The following is a 20,218-nucleotide window of genomic DNA, read 5'->3' as shown; positions in this document are numbered from 1 at the left end:
CTATCGTAAAACAAAAGGCTCGCATTTATTGCAAGCCTTTTGAATATATTCGGGATTATTGTTTTAATCTTTTACTGAGAACTTAAAAATTGTAGTGGATTTTAAAGTATCACCCGGTTCCAAAACTGTATTTGGAAAATTAGGATGATTCGGTGAATCCGGATAATGTTGTGTTTCCAGGCACAATCCATAACGATGTTCGTATTTCTTTCCACTTCTTCCGGTGAGCGAACCATTTAAAAAGTTTCCGGTGTAAAACTGCACTGCAGGTTCTGTGGTAAATACTTCCAAATAACGTCCGGAGACTGGTTCATAAACGCTTGCACAGAAAGTTAGCTCTCCAGCTTCCTGATCTTTATTTAAAATGTAGTTGTGATCGTATCCACCTGCTACAGCAATGGCTGGCATTTCAGATTCAATACGTTCACCAACAGCATGAGGAGAGGTGAAATCCATATCAGTTCCTTTAATAGAAACAATCTTTCCAGTTGGAATCAATTCGTTGTTTACTACCTCAGTCGTTGAGTCAGCATCAATCACCACGATGTGATCAAGAATGTTTCCATTTCCTTCACCTTTCAAATTAAAATAAACGTGATTGGTAAGGTTGAATGGGCAGGCTTTATCTGTAGTTGCCTGGTAATCAATTTTCAATTCGTTGTTGTTCGTTAAGGTGTAAGTCACTTTCACTTCCTTATTGCCGGGAAATCCAGAAGCGCCATCTGCACTCAATAAAGTCATTTCAACCGCTTGCCCATCTTCTGTGTCGATTTGTTTTGCATCATAAACCTGGCGATAAAAGCTATTTTTCCCTGAATGAAGGTTTGCTTTGTGATTATTTACTTCCAAATGGTAAACTTCGCCATTTAATTCAAATTGAGCATTGCCAATCCGGTTTGCGTATGGCCCAACAACTGCTCCTTGTCCTGCATCTAACGTTTTATACTCTTCAATTGACTTAAACCCCTGAGTTACATCTGCCATGTTTCCATCCTTGTCGGGAACGATGACGGATACAATTTTTGCTCCATAGTTGGTAAGAGTAACGATCATTCCATTCGCATTTTCCAATGTAAACAGGGTTGTTTCTTTTCCATTCACAGTTGATTCAAAGTCAGCTTTTGAGTAATTAAGTTCAACTGGTTTTTTCGCTTCCTGGCAGGCAAATGCCATTGTCATGATAATTACTAGTAGTAGGTTTTTCATAGATTTTTATGCTTTAAATTGGGATCAATAGTATTTAAAGGAATGTTAATAGCCTGCATAATTTGCAGATTGCAAACAAATTTATATAATTTTACGTTTCATAAGTGATGACAAAACGATTTATTCATATTACGATGACATTAATGTTAATAGTAGCCAGTATTGGTTTTACTATTACCAAACATTATTGTGGCGATGAATTGGTTGACTTGTCTATTACCGGAAATGTTGACTCCTGTTGTGATATGCAAGATGGTTGCTGTCATGATGAATCACAAGCTTTTCATTTGAATCAGGATTACACCTCGCCGGTTGTAATTGACCATGTCTACTATTTCACTTTTGTAACGTTTGAAATTCCCCAGTTTTGTATTGAAAGACAGGAAGAAATAAATACGACATTAAGTGCATTGAATTTTGGTGAGTCTCCGCCGCCAAAAGATGTACTTCATTTCCTTTCTGATGTTCAGGTTTACCGTTTATGATTTTTTGAATTAGTCCGGTTTTAAGATTCTTTAATCCCGGAATTAGGCAGATGTATTCGCATGCATCTTATTTGTCTGTAAATGACATTTTTAATATCAATTCAAATAACCATAAACATGGAACGGTATGCTGAATAAATTCATTCGTTTCTTTTTAGGAAATAAGCTGGTTACATTTCTGTTACTCATCATATTCGTGAGTTGGGGAATCGTCAATTCACCGTTTAGGTGGGATATTGGAATTTTGCCCAATGATCCCGTACCGGTGGATGCTATTCCTGACATCGGTGAAAACCAGCAAATTGTATATACCGAATGGCCTGGACGGTCACCACAGGATATCGAAGATCAGATTTCCTATCCGTTGACTACTTCATTGCTGGGAATTCCAGGAGTGAAAACCATTCGGAGTAATTCTATTTTTGGGCTATCCAGTATTTACATCATTTTTGATGAGGATGTGGAATTTTACTGGAGCCGAACTCGAATTCTTGAAAAACTTAATTCACTTCCACAAGGTACTTTGCCCAATGATGTGACACCCGCCTTGGGACCTGATGCTACAGCATTAGGCCAAATATATTGGTACACGCTGGAAGGCCGCGACAAAGATGGTAATCCCTCTGGAGGATGGGATCCTCAGGAATTACGCTCTGTACAGGATTATTACGTTCGTTATTCACTCACTGCAGCTAAGGGTGTTGCCGAAGTGGCCTCTATAGGAGGTTTCGTAAAAGAATACCAGGTAGATATTGATCCCAATGCAATGAAGGCCAACGGTGTCAATGTCATGCAAATCATGAATGCTGTAAAAAACAGTAATCTTGATATTGGTGCCCGGACCCTTGAATACAACCGTGCTGAATACCTGATTCGTGCTTTGGGGTATATTGAGAATATTCAGGATTTGGAAGAAAGCGTTGTGAGTGTTCATAACAATGTTCCCATTCGGATTAAAGATGTGGCGAAAGTGAACTTTGGCCCGGCAACTCGCCGTGGTGGCCTCGACAAAGGAGGTGCTGAAGCAGTTGGTGGCGTGGTGGTTGCCCGATATGGTGCTAATCCCATGAAAACCATCGAGAACCTTAAAGCTAAAATTGCCGAGATTGCTCCCGGCTTGCCCTCCAAAACTTTGGTCGATGGCACAGTTTCTAAGGTAACAATCGTTCCATTTTACGACCGTACCGGTTTGATTAAAGAAACGCTTGGAACATTGGAGGAAGCACTTTCTCTAGAGATATTGATCAGTATTCTTGTGGTGATTGTTTTGGTGTTAAATTTGAGAGCGTCGTTCCTCATTTCCAGCTTGCTCCCAATTGGCGTATTGATGACTTTTATCTTTATGCGGCGGTTTGGGGTTGATGCTAACATCGTTGCACTTTCTGGAATTGCAATTGCTATTGGAGTGATGGTTGATGTCGGTGTGGTTTTCACGGAAAATATCATCCGACATCTGGAGATGGTGGAAAACCTTGGAGCAAAAGGCAAAAGACTATTAACCATTGTATATGATGCGACTATTGAAGTAGCAGGTGCGGTTATTACTGCCCTTGCAACTACTGTTATAAGCTTTTTGCCTGTTTTTGCAATGGAAGCAGCTGAGGGGAAACTCTTCAAACCACTGGCATTCACGAAAACTTTTGCTATGATTTCGGCTTTATTCATTGGCTTGGTTTTCATTCCTGCATTTGCAAACCTTATTTTTTCTATTCGTTTTGACAAGCGAAGAGTGAAAATACTGTTCAATAGTATTCTTATTGTTGCCGGAATTGTTTTGCCAATTATTTCGGGCAATTGGATAGGTTTAGCTCTGATTGGGATCGGTATTAATAACTTGTTGGAATACCGCTGGTCAGAGAATCGTAAACAATTCACAAATTATATCAATGTGGCAATTACTCTCATTGTAGTGGTGTTCTTCTTAACCAAAGCATGGATGCCGATGGGAGCACAAAATTCAATGTTGGCCAACTTTCTGTTTGCCATTGCAGTAATCGGCGTCATTCTTGGTTCATTGATGACCATCGTCCATTTTTATTCTTCGATACTTAAGTGGTGCCTGGCTCATAAATGGACTTTCCTGAGTGTCCCGATTTTTGTTGTTATCCTGGGAATTGTGATTTGGCAAGGTTTCAACAAAACTTTCAACTTTATGCCTGATTTTGTGAAAGACACTAAAGCTTGGCAGGCAACAAGTGATCGGTTTCCAGGGATCGGTAAGGAATTCATGCCCAACCTGGATGAAGGTTCTTTTTTGCTAATGCCGACTACCATGCCTCATTCCGGTATTCAGGAAAATCTGGAAGTAATCGCCATGCTCGATAAAAAGGTCAATGCCATCCCTGAAGTGGAAAATGTTGTTGGAAAATGGGGACGTGTAAATTCGGCTTTAGACCCGGCACCGATTTCGATGTACGAGAATATAATCAATTACAAATCCGAATATATTCTTAACGAGGACGGCCAGCGCATGCGTTTTAAAGTCAATAAAAAAAATCAGTATTTGTTGAAAGACGGTTCCACATATGATCCAAAAACTGATGGTTTCCGATTGATTAACAAGGAAAATCTGGTTGAAGATAAAAACGGTGAATATTTCCGTCAATGGCGTGAAAACATACATTCACCAGATGATATTTGGCAGGAAATTATCAAAGAATCTAGTATTCCAGGTTTAACTTCCGCACCCAAATTGCAACCTATTCAAACACGTTTGGTGATGTTGCAAACCGGTATGCGCGCCCCTATGGGGATTAAGGTATTTGGACCGGATCTCGAGACCATTGAAAAAGTGGGGTACGAGTTGGAAAATGAACTGAAGAATGTAGATGGTGTTGAGCCGATGTCGGTTTTTGCCGATAGGGTGGTTGGTAAACCTTACATTGAGTTGAAGATTAACCGAGAAGCGCTTTCTCGCTATGGATTGACGATTCAGGGATTGCAGTCGGTTATTGGCAGTGCCATTGGAGGTATGCAACTCACGACAACTGTGGAAGGACGAGAACGTTATCCGGTTCGGGTGCGCTATGCCCGCGAGTTTCGGGATAACCCAGACGATCTAAAAAGAGTTCTCATTCCAACTCCGGCGGGCGTTCAGGTTCCACTGGGCGAGCTGGTTGACGTCCAATATACTCGTGGCCCACAGATGATTAAAAGTGAAGATACTTTTCTGGTCGGTTATGTCATTTTCGATAAAAAGCCAGGCTATGCTGAGGTCGATGTGGTTGAAAATGCGCAAAGGTATCTACAGGCTAAAATTGATTCCGGGGAAATATCAATTCCTTCCGGCGTAAAATATATTTTCACAGGAAACTACGAGAACCAGATCAGGGCCACTAAGCGATTGCTGATTGTTGTACCAATTTCACTCATCGTCATTTTTCTGATTCTTTATTTCCAGTTTAAATCGGTGACCATGTCCGCGATGACCTTCTCAGGAATTTTAGTTGCCTTTTCAGGTGGATTCCTCATGCTTTGGTTATACGGACAAAGTTGGTTTATGAATTTCAGTCTGGGAGGAATCAATATCCGGGACATGTTTCAAATGGGAACCGTCAATCTAAGTGTGGCGGTCTGGGTTGGCTTCATAGCGTTGTTTGGAGTAGCCACCGACGATGGGGTAATAATGGGAACTTACTTGAAACAGGTCTTCAGCAGAAACAAACCTGGTACGGTTGCTGAGATCAGGCAATCGATACTGGAAGCCGGATCGCAACGGGTGCGCCCAGCCATGATGACAGCTGCTACAACGATTATTGCTTTAATTCCTGTGCTCACTTCAACGGGTAAAGGTTCGGATATTATGGTGCCGATGGCTATCCCTTCTTTTGGAGGAATGATCATCCAGGTAATGACCATGTTTGTCGTACCTGTTCTGTTCAGCATGTGGCAGGAAAGCCAACTGAAACGTTCACTCAAAAAAGCACAGTCATGAAAAAAATAACATATATAATCATATTTTGCTTTGTGCTATTCGTTCCATTTAACGCAAAAGCTCAGCAAGAACTCAATGGGTATTTGCAAACAGGCGCTGAAAATAATCCTGGTCTGCAAGCTGCTTTTAACGAATACATGGCAGCTCTGGAGACCGTGCCTCAGGTGAGCAGTTTACCTGATCCTCAGGTGGCTTTCGGCTATTTTGTCAAGCCAGTGGAAACTCGCAATGGCCCGATGAATTTTAAGCTTTCAGCTTCGCAAATGTTCCCGTGGTTTGGAACACTGCGAGCCAAAGAAGATGCAGCTACAAGTGCTGCCAAGGCCAAATATGGACTATTTCTGGAAACCAAGGCGAAGCTTTTTAATGAAGTCAGGAGTACATATTTCAACCTTTACTTCACTAACAAGGCGATTGATGCTACCAGGGATAACCTTAAATTACTTTCATCGTTGCAAAAATTGGCAATCATTAAAGTAGAAGCCGGAATGAGCTCATTGATTGACGAATATCGCATTGAAATGGAAATTGGCGATCTGGAAAATCAACTGGCATTGTTACGGGATAAGCTATTTGCACAGAAAGTAATGTTTAATAAACTGCTGAATCGCGAACGTGAGGATCGTATCATACTCCCGGATACTCTGTGGGATGAGGGAATGTTGTATTCTAAAGAAGCAATTCTTGATAGCATTTTGGATCAGAATCATCAATTACTCAGTCTGGATATGCAACAAGAAGCTTTACAATTTAAGCAGGAAGCTGCCAGAAAAGAAGGTCTTCCCAAAATAATGATTGGAGTTGATTACACTTTTATCGGTAAAGGAGACAACAATTTGTCGGGCAATGATGCATTTGTCCTTCCGCAGGTTGGGATTACGATTCCTCTTTACAGAAAAAAGTACAAATCAATGATTAATGAGGCTGTGTACCTGGAAAGTGCGAAACAAAGTGAAAAGCTGAATAAGTCTAATGTGCTCGAAACAGTTTTCGAACAGGGGTGGAAGGACTTTCTGGATGCGGATCGGCGAATCACACTGAATGCAAATCAGTCTAAGTTAGCACGAATGTCTATCGATCTTTTGGAAACAGACTACAGCAATTCCGGTAAAAATTTCGAGGAAATTCTTCGAATGGAACGAAAACTGTTGCTTTATAAATTAGAGCTTGAAAAGGCTCGATCTGATAAGCAAGCGGCCCTGTCGTTTATCAATTATCTGATGGGAAAATAAAGAAGGTTAGAATTTTGAACAAAAGAATTGACAACAATGAAAAATTTCATTCAAAAAATAAAAGAAAATTATGGGTTGGTGCTTGTAGTTTTAATTGTGGGGTTGCTACTGGGTTGGATTATTAGCCCTTCTGGTGAAGCGCCATCGCCCATCAAACCTGTGATGCATGATGAGCACGATCATGCTGAGGAGTCAACAGTTTGGACTTGTTCCATGCACCCGCAAGTGCGCACAGACAAGCCCGGAAAGTGTCCCATTTGTGCGATGGATTTGATTCCTTTAGCTACTGTCGAATCAAATCAGGATGCTACCAATCCTAATGATATTGTCATGACCGAATCGGCAACCAAACTGGCTGACATTCAAACCATGGTGATTAGAAAAGGTGCCGCCGAAAAACAGATTTATTTGCAGGGGAAAGTACAGGCAGATGAACGAAATATAGCTGAAATAACGGCACGTTTTGGCGGACGAATTGAGAAGCTCTTTGTAAACTATACCGGACAACAAGTTCAGGAAGGTGAAAAGTTGGCAACCATTTACTCGCCGGAACTGGTAACTGCCCAGCGCGAATTGTTGGAAACTGTTAAATTAAAAGAGTCACGTCCATCCTTGTACAAAGCGTCACGAGAGAAATTAAAATTATGGGATCTGACTGATGCCCAAATTTTATCCATTGAAAATAAGGGAGAACCGCAAACGTACTTTGATATATTGGCAACTATTTCGGGAACGGTGATGATGCGTCATGTGTCCGTAGGCGATTATGTAAAAACAGGCCAGCAATTGTTTCAACTCATTAACCTCAAGCAGCTATGGGTTTTATTTGATGCTTATGAAAGCGACCTGCCATGGCTTAAAATCGGGGATCCCGTGAAATTTACAGTTCAGGCTCTTCCGGGAAAAGAGTTTAGTGGAAAAGTCAGCTATATCGATCCATTTCTAAATTCGAATAGCCGGGTAGCGAAAGTCCGGTTGGTGGTGAACAATTCAAAACAAACATTAAAACCGGAGATGTTTGTTAACGGAATCGTAGAGTCGGATAAAGCAGAAAATACTAACGAGTTACTAATTCCAAAATCAGCCGTGCTGTGGACAGGTAAACGCTCTGTGGTGTATGTTAAAGTTCCGGATACGGAAAATCCAACATTCAGCTTCCGGGATATTAAACTGGGGCCGGAAACAGGTAACAACTATGTCATTTCCGATGGATTGAACGAAGGTGAAGAAGTTGCAGTCAATGGTGTGTTCAAAATTGATGCAGCAGCCCAATTACAAGGTTTACCAAGCATGATGAATCCCGAAGGGGGAGTTGCACCAACCAATCATCAACATGGTGAGATGGATATGGAAAGCATGAAGCAAAAATCTTCCGGTGGTGAAGAGCATACCATGTTTAAGGTCTCCGGCAATTGTGAGATGTGTAAAGATCGTATTGAAGAAGCTGCTCTATCGGTTACAGGAGTAATCGCTGCAAAGTGGGATGCAGATGAGCAGGTGGTACATCTGCAATATGATCAAACAAAAACAAGTGTGGATAAAGTTCAGCAAGCAATTGCTAGCGTTGGACACGATACTGAAAAGTATAATGCACCTGATTCTGTTTATAATGAATTACCGGAATGTTGTTTATATCGTGAGTAGAAAAAAGAATTTCGCGTAGACTGAAGCCAGAAAACATGAGCGAGAAACAGGGATCGAACCGACGGCCCATAGTTTGGGATTCGTCAACTGACGGACTTCCACTTAGCTACTCCCGCATTTATTGAGCCTCTCATGGGATTTGAACCCACGACCTGCTCATTACGAGTGAGCTGCTCTACCGCTGAGCTAAAGAGGCTTAGGTCAGATAAAATTAGGAGAGAGAAAACTAAAAATCAATATGCAAGCAAAGAAAATTTTGAAGTATTAATTTTAAAAAGTAATCAAGATGAAAACAAAAGTAATTATGATGGCATTCTTAATGAGTATAGGTGCCGGGAGTGTATTTGCAAAGGACAAAACGGTGAAGTTTGAAGTAAAAGGCAATTGTGGAATGTGTGAAAAGCGTATTGAAAAAGCTGCCAACTCGGTTGAGGGTGTTAGCTTGGCTGATTGGGATAAGAAAACCAAGATGATTGAAGTGACTTTTGAAGAAAGTGAAACTGATATACATCGTGTTCAAAAAGCAATTGCTATGGTCGGGCATGATACACCATTGCACAAGTCTGGTGATGATGTTTATGAAAAATTACCTAGATGTTGTAAATATGACCGCAATGAGAACGTTAATAAGGATAAATCACAGGTTCATGATCATGAACACAATCATGACCATCAACATTAATTTTTAGAAGATTTTAAAAACATTATTTTCAATAAATTGTCATGTATTTGAAAATTGTGAAGCAACCTTTATTGGGTTGCTTCATTTTGCAAATACAATTTTTTTCAAAAACATTTAAATCGTGATTTATGAAATACTCAGTACTCAGGAGAATAAGTGTGTTTTTCTTCTTTCTATGTGGAATGATTTCTGCTCAGGCTCTTGAAATTGATACAACCTATAATATAGGTGTTCAACAGGATTCTATTGTATGTGAGCCAAATGTATGTTATGAAGTTTTCGGGATGGATTGTCCAGGATGTGAATCGGCCCTTGAAAAACAGCTTAATAAACTTGATGGTGTTGAAAAAGTGAAAGCAAGTTGGGAAAAGCAACAAGTGTTAATTTGGACCAACGACAAAGTTGTTCCAACAGACGAAGAGATTACCAAACGTATTAAGAAAGCGAATTTTACTCCAGGTGAAAAAATTCAATCAAAGAATGACGATGAAGAATAGAGTTTATTTGGTGTTGATATTGGCCGGCATCTTTGTGCTGCAATCAAGCAACACTCGTGCGGAAGGAATAAGTGTGGATGCTGGTCTTACTCCCGCTCAAGATCGGATCATTATACGTATGCAATACCGAAATGTCCTTAGTAAAATGGGGGATAATCAAATGATTATGCACATGATGCCGATAGTAATTGCTTATGGGGTAACGCCTGACATTACATTGATGATGCGAAACGGATATATGGCTGTTGGTAAAAATGAAACGATGATGATAATGGCAGATCGATGGATGGATCCTTTTTTCATGGGGAAAGTGAAGCTGCTTCGCAAAAATACCCGAAACTATTCTTTTGGTATAGCTGGCTTTGCTGGTTCAACTTTCCCAATATGGAAAAGTTCAATGTCGAAAACGTACAGTCCAAAAATCGGAGTAAATGCATCGTATAGACCTACTTTCTGGTCGTTTGATTTTAATAGTGCCTACGAATGGGTAAACTACAACACAGAATTGAAAGAATCTGAATCTGGGGAAGTGCAGTTAAACATGGCTATCTCACGAAATTTCGTATTACGTAAGCTAAATAACCTGGTGATTTCACCTGTTCAGGAATTGTCGTTTGTAAGAAGTAATCCTCAAATGGGAGAATCTGTATCATTTGGATTTATTTCACCTGGATTTCAGCTGGTTTCACCGCATTTCAAATTTGAAACTCTTTATCAAATTCCAGTGAATTCATCAAAGTCAACTGGAATGAAAAATGGAGCACGTTTAATAACAGGCGTTCGGTTGTTGTTCTAAAAACGAATAAGAATTTATTATTTTTCAGAGGTTAATTCTCCTGTCATTTCGAGGTTTATAAAAGCAACTCCCGGTTCCCCATTTTTACTGATCCCTTCAACTTTAATGAGGATAGGGGCTTTGTCATCCGAAGTCCAGAATGAGAAACTGCTTTTACCTGAATTGTCCGTTTCCAGATTCGGTTCCCAGTAGAGGGTTGCACGGCGGTCTGGTTCTTCGGTATTTAGAACATCGTATTTGGGATTGTAAAACTCTCTGGAAGCCGAGTATCCACGAAGCTTTTTATTTACTAGGAAGCTAGAACTTAGATTTTCGACTTCATTCATTCCTCTTTTAGTAAATATTGAAATGACTCCACCAGCCCCTCTTACCCCAAACATGGCAATTTCTGAAGCATCTTTTAATACTTCTATTTTATCTATCTCAGAAACAGGAATCAATAATGCATCATCCTGTTTGATTGGAAGACCATCCCTCAATATTAGAGGCGGCAAAAGTCCTTTTTGCCAATTAAATGAACCTCTTAGGTTGATCTGATATCCTCCATTAACTTTTTTTATTTTTAGTCCTGCTACTTTGCCAGATAAATATTCAAAAACATCAGAATACCCACCGGCACGATCATCAAAAATCACCGGATCTGATACGGGTGTGTAGATACGACGATGACCATCCTCTTTTTGCTTTTTAGGATCGAGTTTTGCAGTTACGACCACATCGTCAACAAGAATATTGTACTTGTCTGGATGGAAATACTTTAAATCAGCAAAACGCTCTGATGCTTTCTTATTAAACTCAAATGTTTTCGATTCTCCGGGGGCCATAAAACTGCCATTTCTTTTACTGATTGGAGCTTCGTCTATAAATGAACTTACAGAAAGGATTTCCCGGTTATGGTTTCGTTTTGTGAAAGCTTGCATCAGGGCCAAAGTGGAATCATGAAAAACCATTGGCGGAAACTCAAAATATCCCTTTTTATCGCAAAAGGCTTCATCCATAAAAACCATATCATCCGGTGTGCGCATGGTCATACTAACTTTGGTGCTGTCAGCCTTTTTTTTCTTTGAGGGTAAGTTTACCATTCCGGAAATCACCAAACCGTCTTCTTTTTCAAATTCTGTTGATGGCAGCTTTTCATCAAACTGGTCCCACAGGTAATTTCGCCAACCCTGGCATCGCATCAATAAATCAAGCTTGTTGCGGGTCTCCATGTCGTCATTTTCAAAATAACAGGATGGGTTTTCAATATGCCCTTTTAACTCAGAGTTAAGCAGTAGGTAGGTTAGTATATTTTGCGGATGGTCTTCCAGACGAACATCCTGACTTTGGTTAACCACGCTAACTGAAAGGTTTGCCGGGGTGTTTTCATAATCGATCATGGTTGTCAGGTCAACCGTTACTTTCTCCCGTTTATGGAATGCATCTTTATTGGTATTTGCGTGGATGGATAGCAGTTCTTCATTGCATACGAAAATCAATCGCTCGGCAATTGGTCTCAACTTTTCATCGGTCAGGGTCAGTTGGTTGATGCCATTTTCAAACTTGCTTTTTAGAATTCCCATTTCTTTTGATTTGCCGGTGAACTCTACCGGAAGATAGAAGTTTACAATCCCGTTTGAACTGTTTACCAGGTAATATTGCTGGGATTCTTTTGCCTGCAAGTTGGCATTTAAGCAAACCAGAACGGTATCTTTTTGAGGGTAAACCGAAAGCTGGATTTTGTTCGTAGATTCGGGCAGTTCAAATGATTGTTTTGGAAATCCATCAACCTTTGCTGTGTAGTTTACTCCTTTCCTGGGAATGAAATTGAATGTTCCCATCCCGGTATGTGTTGCATCAAAGGTTCCTGTTTTGTTGCCCTGGTCATCGAAAACCCAGCCTGAGATATTAGCGGAATGTCCATTGGGCAGGGTGGCTTTAAATGCCAGTCGGTTGGAGATATCATGAGTTAGGTATCCTCCTTCAGGAAAAAACTGTAGATCAATCTCATCATGCTTTTTATCGTCAGGTTTACTCACGTCTGTATTTGACTGATACTTTCGCAGTTTTTCAACCAATATATTTTTAGAAAAAAGGAACTCACTGCTAAAATTTTGCTGATAGTTGGTGTATGCCCGAAGGGTGTACTTTCCGGGGTTGATTTTACACTCGGGAATACTGATATCACCGTTGCCAAAACCATTCGTGGAATGAACCAGTTTTCTCAGTCGAATGCTGTCTGACTGGTCAATCAACTCAACATAAATGTTTCGTTTTCCGGATTCTGGGATGAAAGAGTTACCATTCACCAGGTAGGTTTTGTACCAGATGGTGTCAATCTCAGAATAAACTTCCCTGTCAGAATGAACATAAACCAATTCATTCGGGTAGCTTTCTAAAAAGAGATTCAAACCGTTTTTGTACGAAGGAGAAATACTTTGACTAAAAATCTGGCTGGCAGATAGTGTTGCTAATGCCAGTAAAATAACGAAGGGGTAGAAGTTCGATTTCATATCGTTTAAGTTGGTTTTAGATGTAATTATTTTGTCGCATAAATTATGCCATTAAGGTAATTTTGTGTTGATTATTAGTTTGTTTGTTTAATAGGTGAAATTTATGTATACAATACGCATGAATAGTGGATCATTACTCACTTATATGCTAATAAACATAAAGAATTATTGTTTAATACGTGTAGCAATTAAAGATCATCGTTTCAACTTTCTTGCCTGTCAAATCTAATTGGAAAATGGAAGACTGAGGGTGTTTTTAATGATCATAATGGTTGATTTAAAGGGGTGTGACTATTATTTAGTCACAATACAAATTACGTTTGATTTTATAATTTATAAAGAAATAGAGATCGTCTTTTTAATCATTTTCTATATTTAAGGTGAAAAATTAACTGGCTTTTGTATGTATAAATTTCGTGATCTGAAAATCCGCAACAAATTGCGGGTTTTAAGTATATTATCTTTTCTCAGCTTAATCACCTTGGGAATTGTTTCAAACTATTTTTATAATACCGGGAAAACCCTTAGTTTAATAATCAATGCTGAGCGTGTGCACAATAACACCTTTCAGCAGGGGGTTGAGAGTTACTATCGATATCAGGTTACTCAAGAGGCAAAATGGTTAGATCTGGCAATTGAGCAAATGGACGCAGCCAACACGATGGCAGGAGACTTCGGTAAAGTTGATCAGTTAGCTCAACTTCCCAACGAGGAGTTTGTAGATATTCTATTTGATACTTACAAAGAGGCATACGAAAATGATCGGTCTAATGCAGAATTGATGGCCAATCGAATTAAACTTCTGCTTATACTAAAACCAGTAAAATTGCTGGATGCACAAAAAACTGCAATGAATGCCTACGTGCATGGCGAGCTCATTAAAAATAAAATTCTGGATCATAAATTGGGGAAACTGAATGATATAGAAGGTTCAATTGAAAAAGACCTAGCTCAATTCCGCATTTTATTCGGCGATTTTGCAACTGCAATCAATTCGCTGATTAACTATACCAATAATCTGCTGTACATAGGCATTGTGTTTATAGTACTTTTATTGTTGGTTACAATTGCATCCATTTCAACTATTATATCTAAGTCCATTTCAATTCCGGTTGGAGAAATGGTAAGTAAATTTCGTGTGATTGCGAAAGGAAACTTAAACGATGATTTAACCATCGAGTCATCGAATGAAATTGGAGAGTTAGCTGATTCATTTCGTAGCATACAGGATGGGCTTCGAGATGTAATTGAGTATACAAAGAAAGTGGCTGATGGTGATTACAGTAGTCAAATTGCGCCAAAGTCGGATGAAGATGAGATGAGCATCGCACTGAATAAGATGGTTGAGAAATTGAAGGAATCTCATGAGAAGGTAACTCAGGAATCCTGGTTCAAGTCCGGACTGAATGATATAAATGCCAAATTAAACAGTAACAAAAGCTTGGTTGAAATATCAAATGATTCGATATCTTTTTTAATGGATTTCCTACATTCTCAATTGGGAAGCATTCATTTATTTAATCCGGATTATCAGCATTTAAAGCTGCTAAGTTCATCGGGATTTGATCCTAAAAAACTTAAAAAACATATAAAGTTAAATGAAGGAATTCTAGGGCAGGTTGCATTTTCAAAACAACTTCAACGGTTAAATGAGATTCCTGGGGAACTGTATTCGACTTTTTCTTCTACTGGTGAATACCGGCCTAAGCAAATTGTTGTTACACCTCTAATGTTTAATGAATCTTTAGTTGGAGTACTTGAATTATCCTCGTTAAGTGAGTACACTCCATTTGAATTGGAATTTTTAAGTCAGGCATCTGAGATTATCGCGATTAAATTAAATTCTGCAGATAGCCGAATCAAAACAAATGAGTTGCTGCAGAAAACTCAGGATCAGGCGAGTGAGCTGCAGGTTCAGCAGGAAGAACTTAGGGTTGCTAATGAGGAGCTTACAGAACATACGAAGATATTGACGGAGAATGAGAAGAAGCTTCAGGTTCAGCAAGAAGAATTGAGAGTGGCAAATGAAGAATTGGAAGAACGAACCCGTCAGCTGGAAATTCAAAAGGAAGATATAAGTACAAAAAATACTGAATTAACTGAAACTCATGAAAAGCTTGAAATAAAAGCCAAAGAATTACAGCAGGCAAGTCAGTATAAATCGGAGTTTTTGGCAAACATGTCGCATGAACTTAGAACTCCATTAAATAGTTTGTTGATATTGTCTAATCTATTGGCAAACAACAAAAAAGGCAATTTGACTGCTGATCAAATTCAATCAGCAAAAATTATTCATAAGAGTGGCGCAGACTTGTTGCATTTGATCAATGAGATTCTCGATCTGTCAAAAATTGAGGCAGGTAAGATGTCACTGGAGGTAAATGTAGTTAGTGCTGAAGAATTGAAGGATGAAGTATTGATGAACTTCAATGCTATGGCCGATGATAAGAATCTGAAATTCGAAGTTAAGATTGATAAAGCCTTTCCTTTGCAAATTTCAACAGATCGTTACCGGTTAATGCAGGTAGTGAAGAATTTATTATCAAATGCATTCAAATTTACCAGCCAGGGGAAAGTTGCCGTTGATTTTATTGGAACGAATAAAAAGGTCAAGTTCAGCTCCAGTAAACTGTCCCCTGAAAATACCTGCTGCGTGAAAATTTCTGATACCGGCGTTGGTATTCCAGCCGAGAAGTTGGAATCAATATTCGAGGCATTTCAGCAGGCTGATGGCAGTATTTCCAGGAAATTTGGTGGCACCGGATTAGGGCTATCCATTTCTAGGGAACTCATTCGCATGTTGGGGGGTGAAATCCAGCTGGAAAGCAAAGTCAATGAGGGCTCTACATTTTATGTGTACCTTCCAGTAGTTCTTTCCGAAAATGTTGAAGAGGTGCAATTAGAACAACCCGAAGTTGTGTCGGATAATGCCCTTTCTGTGGCTGAGGTCGAGCCAATAGAGAAGTCACAAGAGTTAATTCCTTTTATTGATGATGATCGCAATGAGGCAATTAATGGACGAACTGTGTTGGTGATTCATCCATCTAAAGAGCAAGCCAATAAATATTTGTTGCAGGCCCGGGCGAAAGATTATAAAGTTATAGTTGCTCCTAATATTGAGGATGGAATCATACTCGCTGAAAAATATGGGCCCAAAGCCATTATGCTGGCTGTTGAATTTGCAAATAGCAAAAACCCCAATTATCAGAAATTAAAATCGCATAAGTTACTTAGAAAGCTTCCCGTTCATGTCATAACTCCAATCGATAGTGACGATGAGGGTGAAGTAGAATTGAAAACGCTTGAGACAATGGAGTTTGCTGATGCGCTAAAATCAATTGAAAGCCAATTTGAGAGCCCGCTTAAAAAGATGTTGATTGTAGAAGATAATGCAATTACCAGAAGCGTTATAAAAACAATGCTTTACGAGCTTAATCTGGATATTAAGGAAACACAGATGGCTGGCGAGGCTTACAATATACTTAATTACGAAACATTCGATTGTGTTATTCTTGATTTGGGATTGCCGGATTTCTCGGGGATGGAGTTACTGGCAAAATTGAAACAAAATAATGTTCAAATTCCGAAGGTTATCGTTTACACTGGTAAGGAAATGACTCCAGAAGAAATCAAGGAGTTGAATGGTTACACGGATACTATTATTTTAAAAGGAATAAAATCTGATGAACGTTTAATGGACGAAGTAACCTTGTTCTTGCATCAGGTTTCAAAACGCATGCCTGAAAATTCTTCTAAACCATCCATCGCAAACGAGGAGTCTCTTTTTAAAGGAAAGAAAATTCTTGTGGTTGACGATGACATCCGAAATGTATTTGCACTCGGGCAAATGCTGGAGGAGAGAGACGTTGAGGTGATCGAAGCTGAAAATGGACAAGTTGCCATTGATATGCTGAAGGAGAATCAAAATGTCGATCTGGTATTAATGGATGTAATGATGCCTGTTATGGATGGTTACGAGGCCATGCGAATTATACGAAACACCCCTGAAGTTAAAAACATTCCAATAATCTGCCTGACAGCGAAAGCCATGAAGGAAGATCATGAGAATGCATTGAAAAATGGGGCAAATGATTACTTGTCAAAACCGCTTAACGAGGAGAAACTATTTTCAATGCTTAAGATTTGGTTGTATAAGAATTAGCAGAAGAGAAGCGAAAATAAATCTAACTTGAATTGATAGCAGATGACACCGAAAATTTTGATAGTTGATGATTTGATTGAGAACCTGATTAGTTTGGAGGCAGTCCTTGAAGATTTTGAGATTGAGATAATCAGAGCACAATCCGGAGAAGAGGCGTTAAAGTGGAGCATGAAAGAGGAGTTTGCCTTAGTAATTTTGGATGTCCAAATGCCAGGCATGAATGGCTATGAAACGCTGGAGATGATGAGACAACGTAAGAAAACAAGGTATCTGCCGGTGATTTTTGTTTCAGCTATTCATCAAAGTGATCTTCACATAATTAAAGGAATTGAAACTGGCGCGGTTGATTTTATTCCAAAGCCGATTATTCCCGATATTTTACGGGGAAAAGTGAGAGTATTTCTGGATTTGTATCTTCAGCGAAAAAAGCTCGATCATTTATTGGCTGAAATGGAGGAGGCTAATTTGAATCTGAAAAATGCTAAAGATAGAGCAGAAGAAGCTACCCGCACAAAATCGATGTTTTTGGCGAATATGTCGCATGAAATTCGAACTCCTTTAAATGGTGTAATCGGAATATCGAAGTTACTTCAAAAATCAGATCTGAATGAAGAGCAGCATGAACTGATCAGCATTATTACCAATTCGGGTGAGAATTTGACGATGATCATTAACGATATCCTCGATTATTCAAAAATTGAGTCGGGTCAGGTACAATTTGAGACCATCAATTTTGAATTGGTGGAGATGGTTGAAAATGTATATCAATTGCTGAAATTCAAAGCAGAAGAAAAAGGTATTGAGCTTAATTATACGATTGCAGAGGAAATACCTCCCATATTGTGCGGAGATCCTTTGCGAATTAATCAGGTGTTGATGAACCTTGTGAATAATGCCATAAAATTTACTCACAGAGGAAAAGTTGAATTAAAAATTGAGCTGGTCGATAACATTAATAACATTGCACGATTACTCTTTCGGGTTATTGATACTGGTATTGGAATATCAGAAGAGGGAAAAAACCTATTATTTAAAGAATTTCATCAAACCGAATCGTCTATTACACGAAAATATGGTGGAACTGGGCTTGGGTTGGCAATTTCGCGAAATCTGGTGAGCTTAATGCATGGTGAAATTAATGTCAATAGTGAATTGGGAAAAGGTTCAGAATTCTGGTTTCGACTACCACTAAAAGAAGCTGTTGTTGATATTGACAGTGCCTTTGAGAAAAATGACAAACTTTCCAAAGGAATTCGAATATTGTTGGCAGAAGATAACCTGATCAATCAAAAAGTATCCACACTTACATTGAAGCAGCTCGGCTATCAATGTGATATTGCCAATAATGGTAGAGAGGCTGTTGAAATGTATCAAAAGTTACCATATGATTTAATCCTCATGGATATGCAAATGCCTGAAATGGATGGTTTGCAGGCTACCCGGATGATTCGTGAATATGAAAAGAGTGCGATGGTGAAAACGGAGGTTTACATCACTGCAGTTACGGCTAACTCATTGGTCGAAGATAAAAAGGATTGTATTATTTCCGGAATGAATAATTTTTTAAGTAAACCCTTCTCTGAAAAGGAACTTGTGCATATCTTGCAGGAAGTTGCAAAGCGACTAACTAAAAAGAATCAAACGGAACATGAATACCTATTACAATGATTCCAATGCAAGCCTGCTGACTATTGAATTGAATTTGTTATTGGAGGGTATCTTTCTGAAATATGGTTATGATTTCAGAAATTATAGTAAAGCTCATATTCGCCGACGCGTTTTAAATCGTTTAGGTATGAGTAATTTAGAGACAGTGACTCAGCTGTTGGATAAAGTACTGCGCGATCAGGAATTTTTTCGCGAATTTCTGGATGATCTCTCTATAAACGTAACTGAAATGTTTCGCGATCCTGATTTCTATCGCTCTTTTCGCGAAAATATTGTCCCAAAACTGAAAACATACACTTATTTCAAAATATGGCATGCCGGATGTTCTACGGGTGAAGAAGTTTATTCGTTAGCAATTTTACTGCACGAAGAAGGTTTATTGGAACGTTGTCAGGTTTATGCAACTGATTTTAATCGAAAGGTACTTGAAATTGCCAAAGAGGGTGTTTATCAGAAAGAAGATATGCTTCAATACGAACGCAATTATAAACTCTCTGGAGGAACCAATAAACTCTCCGATTATTATAAAGGAATGTATGGCTCGGTTATGTTGAAAAAAGAGCTTGCAAATCGAATTGTTTTTGCCGATCATAACCTGGTAACTGATAGTGTTTTTGCAGAAGTGAATCTGGTAATGTGTAGAAATGTCTTAATCTATTTTGAGAAAGATCTTCAAAATAAGGTGTTAAATTTATTTTATGAGAGTTTAGTTCCATCCGGGATTCTTTGCCTTGGAACAAAGGAGAGCATTAAATTCACCAATTTTGAGAACAAGTTTGATTGTATTGATCAAAAACAGAAAATTTATAAGAAGAAAATAATTTGATGTACAAAGCCATTGTCATAGGTACTTCATTTGGCGGATTGGATGCATTAAAAGCTATTCTTCCAAAATTCATGAAGAATTTTCCAATTCCCGTTATTGTGGTGTTGCATATTGGTGAGCACAATAATGAGATATTTATCAGGCAGTTAAATGAAATTTCGGAGTTAACGATTAAAGAAGCGGAGAGTGGAGAGCTTATTACTGCTGGACATGTTTATTTTGCTCCCCCGAACTATCACTTATTGGTTGAAGATGACTATACTTTTTCATTGTCAACCGATGAAAAGTTGAATTTCTCCAGACCATCTATTGATATCTTATTTGAATCTGCAGCCTGGGCGTACAGAGATGGGCTAATTGGTGTGATCCTTACTGGTGCAAATTCGGATGGTGCCAATGGTATGAAAATGATTAAAAGCTTTGGAGGAATGACAGTTATTGAAAATCCATGCCATGCAGTATCGCCGGTAATGCCAAGATTTGCATTGAAAATTGCAAAACCTGAAATAAAGCTAAATCTCGATAAGATCGCGGATAAGTTAATCGAATTGGCCTACCTGAAGTAATTCCCGTTCAATTATTTTTCGTTTTAGA

General features: G+C 39.0%; 13 protein-coding genes and 1 tRNA gene. 11 read left to right on the top strand and 3 right to left on the bottom strand.

Going from position 1 to position 20,218, the window contains the following annotated elements; translation table 11 throughout:
• Nucleotides 1-63: 63 nt before the first annotated feature.
• Nucleotides 64-1,206, bottom strand: coding sequence for an aldose epimerase family protein (locus tag ACUNWD_RS09245; protein ID WP_445587511.1), 1,143 nt, complete (start codon nucleotides 1,204-1,206; stop codon nucleotides 64-66).
• Between the two features lie 107 nt (nucleotides 1,207-1,313).
• On the opposite strand from ACUNWD_RS09245, the gene ACUNWD_RS09240 reads away from it, so the two are divergent.
• From ACUNWD_RS09240 to ACUNWD_RS09225, 4 genes are all read left to right on the top strand, one after another.
• Nucleotides 1,314-1,691, top strand: coding sequence for an HYC_CC_PP family protein (locus tag ACUNWD_RS09240; RefSeq protein WP_445587510.1), 378 nt, complete (start codon nucleotides 1,314-1,316; stop codon nucleotides 1,689-1,691).
• A 127-nt stretch (nucleotides 1,692-1,818) separates the two neighbouring features.
• Nucleotides 1,819-5,625: an efflux RND transporter permease subunit gene (locus tag ACUNWD_RS09235; RefSeq protein WP_445587509.1), complete on the top strand. Its 3,807-nt coding sequence runs from the start codon at nucleotides 1,819-1,821 to the stop codon at nucleotides 5,623-5,625.
• Nucleotides 5,622-6,857: a TolC family protein gene (locus ACUNWD_RS09230; protein ID WP_445587508.1), complete on the top strand. Its 1,236-nt coding sequence runs from the start codon at nucleotides 5,622-5,624 to the stop codon at nucleotides 6,855-6,857. The genes ACUNWD_RS09235 and ACUNWD_RS09230 overlap by 4 nt, the downstream gene beginning before the upstream one ends.
• A gap of 36 nt (nucleotides 6,858-6,893) precedes the next feature.
• Nucleotides 6,894-8,501 carry an efflux RND transporter periplasmic adaptor subunit gene (locus ACUNWD_RS09225; protein WP_445587507.1) on the top strand — a complete coding sequence of 536 codons (1,608 nt, stop codon included), beginning with the start codon at nucleotides 6,894-6,896 and terminating at the stop codon, nucleotides 8,499-8,501.
• A gap of 124 nt (nucleotides 8,502-8,625) precedes the next feature.
• On the opposite strand, the gene ACUNWD_RS09220 is transcribed toward ACUNWD_RS09225, so the two are convergent.
• Nucleotides 8,626-8,697 (bottom strand) — tRNA-Thr (locus ACUNWD_RS09220).
• A 90-nt stretch (nucleotides 8,698-8,787) separates the two neighbouring features.
• On the opposite strand from ACUNWD_RS09220, the gene ACUNWD_RS09215 reads away from it, so the two are divergent.
• The 3 genes from ACUNWD_RS09215 to ACUNWD_RS09205 all read left to right on the top strand — a co-directional run bounded on the left by ACUNWD_RS09215 (nucleotide 8,788) and on the right by ACUNWD_RS09205 (nucleotide 10,476).
• Nucleotides 8,788-9,183 (top strand): heavy-metal-associated domain-containing protein, encoded by a 396-nt coding sequence (locus ACUNWD_RS09215; RefSeq protein ID WP_445587506.1) that lies wholly within the window; start codon nucleotides 8,788-8,790, stop codon nucleotides 9,181-9,183.
• A 128-nt stretch (nucleotides 9,184-9,311) separates the two neighbouring features.
• Nucleotides 9,312-9,680: a heavy-metal-associated domain-containing protein gene (locus tag ACUNWD_RS09210; RefSeq protein WP_445587505.1), complete on the top strand. Its 369-nt coding sequence runs from the start codon at nucleotides 9,312-9,314 to the stop codon at nucleotides 9,678-9,680.
• Nucleotides 9,670-10,476, top strand: coding sequence for a hypothetical protein (locus tag ACUNWD_RS09205; protein WP_445587504.1), 807 nt, complete (start codon nucleotides 9,670-9,672; stop codon nucleotides 10,474-10,476). The genes ACUNWD_RS09210 and ACUNWD_RS09205 overlap by 11 nt, the downstream gene beginning before the upstream one ends.
• A gap of 17 nt (nucleotides 10,477-10,493) precedes the next feature.
• Here ACUNWD_RS09205 and ACUNWD_RS09200 read toward each other — a convergent pair whose 3' ends face one another.
• Complete coding sequence (locus ACUNWD_RS09200) at nucleotides 10,494-12,968, bottom strand: TonB-dependent receptor plug domain-containing protein (protein ID WP_445587503.1); 2,475 nt, start codon at nucleotides 12,966-12,968, stop codon at nucleotides 10,494-10,496.
• Between the two features lie 403 nt (nucleotides 12,969-13,371).
• Here ACUNWD_RS09200 and ACUNWD_RS09195 point away from each other — a divergent pair, with 403 nt between their 5' ends.
• The 4 genes from ACUNWD_RS09195 to ACUNWD_RS09180 are packed head-to-tail and all read left to right on the top strand — an operon-like array spanning nucleotide 13,372 to nucleotide 20,190.
• Complete coding sequence (locus ACUNWD_RS09195; RefSeq protein WP_445587502.1) at nucleotides 13,372-17,130, top strand: response regulator; 3,759 nt, start codon at nucleotides 13,372-13,374, stop codon at nucleotides 17,128-17,130.
• A 42-nt stretch (nucleotides 17,131-17,172) separates the two neighbouring features.
• Nucleotides 17,173-18,798: a response regulator gene (locus tag ACUNWD_RS09190; RefSeq protein ID WP_445587501.1), complete on the top strand. Its 1,626-nt coding sequence runs from the start codon at nucleotides 17,173-17,175 to the stop codon at nucleotides 18,796-18,798.
• A complete protein-coding gene (locus ACUNWD_RS09185) occupies nucleotides 18,779-19,624 on the top strand; it encodes a CheR family methyltransferase (RefSeq protein ID WP_445587500.1) in 846 nt (281 codons plus the stop codon). Before ACUNWD_RS09190 ends, ACUNWD_RS09185 begins: the two co-directional genes overlap by 20 nt.
• Nucleotides 19,624-20,190, top strand: a complete 567-nt coding sequence (locus ACUNWD_RS09180) for a chemotaxis protein CheB (RefSeq protein WP_445587499.1) — start codon at nucleotides 19,624-19,626, stop codon at nucleotides 20,188-20,190. Before ACUNWD_RS09185 ends, ACUNWD_RS09180 begins: the two co-directional genes overlap by 1 nt.
• The last annotated feature ends 28 nt before the right edge of the window (nucleotides 20,191-20,218 follow it).

This window comes from Sunxiuqinia sp. A32 (assembly GCF_052690465.1).
Note: the sequence above shows the minus strand (reverse complement) of the source record. Positions and strands in the feature narration are given on the sequence as shown.

Excerpts from the sequence above, each read along its gene's own strand:
- ACUNWD_RS09195 (WP_445587502.1), top strand. The coding sequence starts at position 13,372 with ATGTATAAATTTCGTGATCTGAAAATCCGCAACAAATTGCGGGTTTTA.
- ACUNWD_RS09225 (WP_445587507.1), top strand. The coding sequence starts at position 6,894 with ATGAAAAATTTCATTCAAAAAATAAAAGAAAATTATGGGTTGGTGCTT.
- ACUNWD_RS09240 (WP_445587510.1), top strand. The coding sequence starts at position 1,314 with ATGACAAAACGATTTATTCATATTACGATGACATTAATGTTAATAGTA.
- ACUNWD_RS09190 (WP_445587501.1), top strand. The coding sequence starts at position 17,173 with ATGACACCGAAAATTTTGATAGTTGATGATTTGATTGAGAACCTGATT.
- ACUNWD_RS09210 (WP_445587505.1), top strand. The coding sequence starts at position 9,312 with ATGAAATACTCAGTACTCAGGAGAATAAGTGTGTTTTTCTTCTTTCTA.
- ACUNWD_RS09205 (WP_445587504.1), top strand. The coding sequence starts at position 9,670 with ATGAAGAATAGAGTTTATTTGGTGTTGATATTGGCCGGCATCTTTGTG.
- ACUNWD_RS09215 (WP_445587506.1), top strand. The coding sequence starts at position 8,788 with ATGAAAACAAAAGTAATTATGATGGCATTCTTAATGAGTATAGGTGCC.
- ACUNWD_RS09200 (WP_445587503.1), bottom strand. The coding sequence starts at position 12,968 with ATGAAATCGAACTTCTACCCCTTCGTTATTTTACTGGCATTAGCAACA.
- ACUNWD_RS09230 (WP_445587508.1), top strand. The coding sequence starts at position 5,622 with ATGAAAAAAATAACATATATAATCATATTTTGCTTTGTGCTATTCGTT.
- ACUNWD_RS09235 (WP_445587509.1), top strand. The coding sequence starts at position 1,819 with ATGCTGAATAAATTCATTCGTTTCTTTTTAGGAAATAAGCTGGTTACA.
- ACUNWD_RS09180 (WP_445587499.1), top strand. The coding sequence starts at position 19,624 with ATGTACAAAGCCATTGTCATAGGTACTTCATTTGGCGGATTGGATGCA.
- ACUNWD_RS09185 (WP_445587500.1), top strand. The coding sequence starts at position 18,779 with ATGAATACCTATTACAATGATTCCAATGCAAGCCTGCTGACTATTGAA.
- ACUNWD_RS09245 (WP_445587511.1), bottom strand. The coding sequence starts at position 1,206 with ATGAAAAACCTACTACTAGTAATTATCATGACAATGGCATTTGCCTGC.